This window comes from Streptomyces alanosinicus (assembly GCF_014650595.1).
Taxonomy (GTDB): domain Bacteria; phylum Actinomycetota; class Actinomycetes; order Streptomycetales; family Streptomycetaceae; genus Streptomyces; species Streptomyces alanosinicus.
The window spans coordinates 1-2325 of the sequence record NZ_BMVG01000123.1 but is presented as its reverse complement, the minus strand read 5'-3'; the positions used below and the strand labels follow the sequence as shown (position 1 = coordinate 2325).

Below are 2325 nucleotides of genomic sequence, written 5' to 3'. Positions count from 1 at the left end.
TTCTTCGTCGGTGACCATTTCGAGGGTGAGCTCGTCGTGGTTGCGCAGGAAGATGCCCCATTGGCACTTGGCCGGGATGGCGGGGGTCTTGGCGAGGATCTCGGAGACGGGGTAGCGGGATTCCCGGCGTACGGCCATGAAGATGCGTGGCATGACGGGGAAGTGGAAGGCCATGTGGCACTCGTCGCCGCCGGTGGCGTAGTCGCCGAAGTAGTCGACGACGTCCTCGGGCCACTGGTTCGCCTCCGCCAGCAGCACCTTGTCGGGGTACTGGTCGTCGATCTCCTTGCGCACCCGCTTCAGGAACTGATGGGCCGCCGGCAGGTTCTCGCAGTTGGTGCCCTCCTGCTGGTACAGGTACGGCACGGCGTCCAGCCGGAACCCGTCGATGCCGAGATCCAGCCAGAACTTCAGCGCGGAGATCATCTCCTCCTGCACGGCCGGGTTCTCGTAGTTCAGATCCGGCTGGTGCGAGAAGAAGCGATGCCAGTAGTACTGCTTGCGTACGGGGTCGTACGTCCAGTTGGAGGCCTCGGTGTCGACGAAGATGATCCGGGCGTCCTGGAACTGCTTGTCGTCCTCGGCCCAGACGTAGTAGTCCCCGTACGGACCGTCCGGATCCCGCCTCGACTCCTGGAACCACGGGTGCTGGTCGCTGGTGTGGTTCATGACGAAGTCGATGATCACGCGCATGCCGCGTTGGTGGGTGGCGTCCACGAACTCCACGAAGTCGGCGAGGTCGCCGAACTCCGGGAGTACGGCGGTGTAGTCGGAGACGTCGTAACCTCCGTCCCGCAAGGGGGACTTGAAGAACGGCGGCAGCCACAGGCAGTCCACGCCGAGCCACTGGAGATAGTCGAGCTTGGCGGTCAGGCCCTTCAGGTCGCCGACGCCGTCACCGTCGCTGTCCTGGAAGGAGCGGACCAGCACCTCGTAGAAGACGGCACGCTTGAACCACTCCGGGTCCCGGTCCTTGGCCGGAGTGTCCTCGAAGGTGTCCGGAACGGGCTCATTGACGATCATATTGTGGGTGACCCTCCGATCTGCGGGGTGGACGGTCGCAGAACCGAGAAGATATGCGCGGGTCGACGACCCGGTTCGAGTCGCACATAGTTGGTCCTGCCCCAGTGATAGGTCTCGCCGGTGAGCAGGTCGCGCACCGGCACCGACTCGTGCCAGTCCAGGCCGAGTTGCGGCATGTCCAACGAGACCGTGGCCTCCTGGGTGTGGTGCGGGTCGAGGTTGGCGACCACCACAACCGTGTTCGATCCGCTGCGCTTGGAGTAGGCGATCACCGCGTCCTTGTCGGCGTGGTGGAAGTGGAGGTCGCGCAGCTGCCGCAGGGCCGGATTGCCGCGCCGGATGGTGTTGAGTCTGGTGATGAGGGGGGCGATGGTGCGGCCCTCGCGTGCCGCTTCTGCCCAGTCGCGCCGTTTGAGCTGGTACTTCTCGGAGTCGAGGTATTCCTCGCCGCCCTCTTTGAGCGGGGTGTTCTCGCAGAGTTCGTAGCCGCTGTAGATGCCCCAGGCGGGGGAGAGGGTGGCGGCGAGCACGGCGCGGACCTCGAAGGCGGGCCGGCCGCCGTGCTGGAGGTAGGCGTGCAGGATGTCGGGGGTGTTGGCGAACAGGTTCGGCCGCATGTAGGCCGCCGCCTCACCGGTCAACTCGCTGAGGTATTCGGTGAGTTCGTGTTTGGTGTTGCGCCAGGTGAAGTAGGTGTACGACTGCTGGAAGCCGATCTGGGCCAGGGTGTGCATCATGGCCGGGCGGGTGAAGGCCTCGGCCAGGAAGATCACGTCCGGGTCGGCGGCGTTGACCTCGGCGATGACCCGCTCCCAGAAGGCGACCGGTTTGGTGTGCGGGTTGTCGACGCGGAAGATCCGCACGCCGTGGGCCATCCAGTGCCGCAGGACGCGGACCGTCTCGGCGTGCAGGCCCTCGGGGTCGGCGTCGAAGGCGAGCGGGTAGATGTCCTGGTACTTCTTGGGCGGGTTCTCGGCGTAGGCGATGGTGCCGTCGGGGCGGTGGTGGAACCACTCGGGGTGTTTGTGCACCCAGGGGTGGTCGGGTGAGCACTGCAGGGCGAGATCGAGGGCCACTTCCAGGCCCAGCTTTCGGGCTTCGCCGACGAAGTGGTCGAAGTCCTCGATGGTGCCGAGATCGGGGTGGATGCTGTCGTGGCCGCCTTCGGGCGAGCCGATCGCCCAGGGCACGCCGACGTCGTCGGGGCCGGCGGTGAGGGTGTTGTTGGGTCCTTTGCGGAAGGTGGTGCCGATGGGGTGGACGGGTGGGAGGTAGACGACGTCGAAGCCCATGTCCGCGATC

The 2325-nt window shown here is 65.8% G+C and carries 1 protein-coding gene and 1 pseudogene; both read right to left on the bottom strand.

Annotation, left to right across the window (positions count from 1 at the left end):
• A partial coding sequence (locus IE277_RS46525) for an alpha-amylase family glycosyl hydrolase (protein WP_268252749.1) occupies positions 1 to 1023 on the bottom strand: 1023 nt, incomplete at its 3' end.
• Positions 1020 to 2325 (bottom strand): annotated as a pseudogene (locus IE277_RS46520) (alpha-1,4-glucan--maltose-1-phosphate maltosyltransferase); the annotation flags it as partial. The gene IE277_RS46525 and the pseudogene IE277_RS46520, both read right to left, overlap by 4 nt.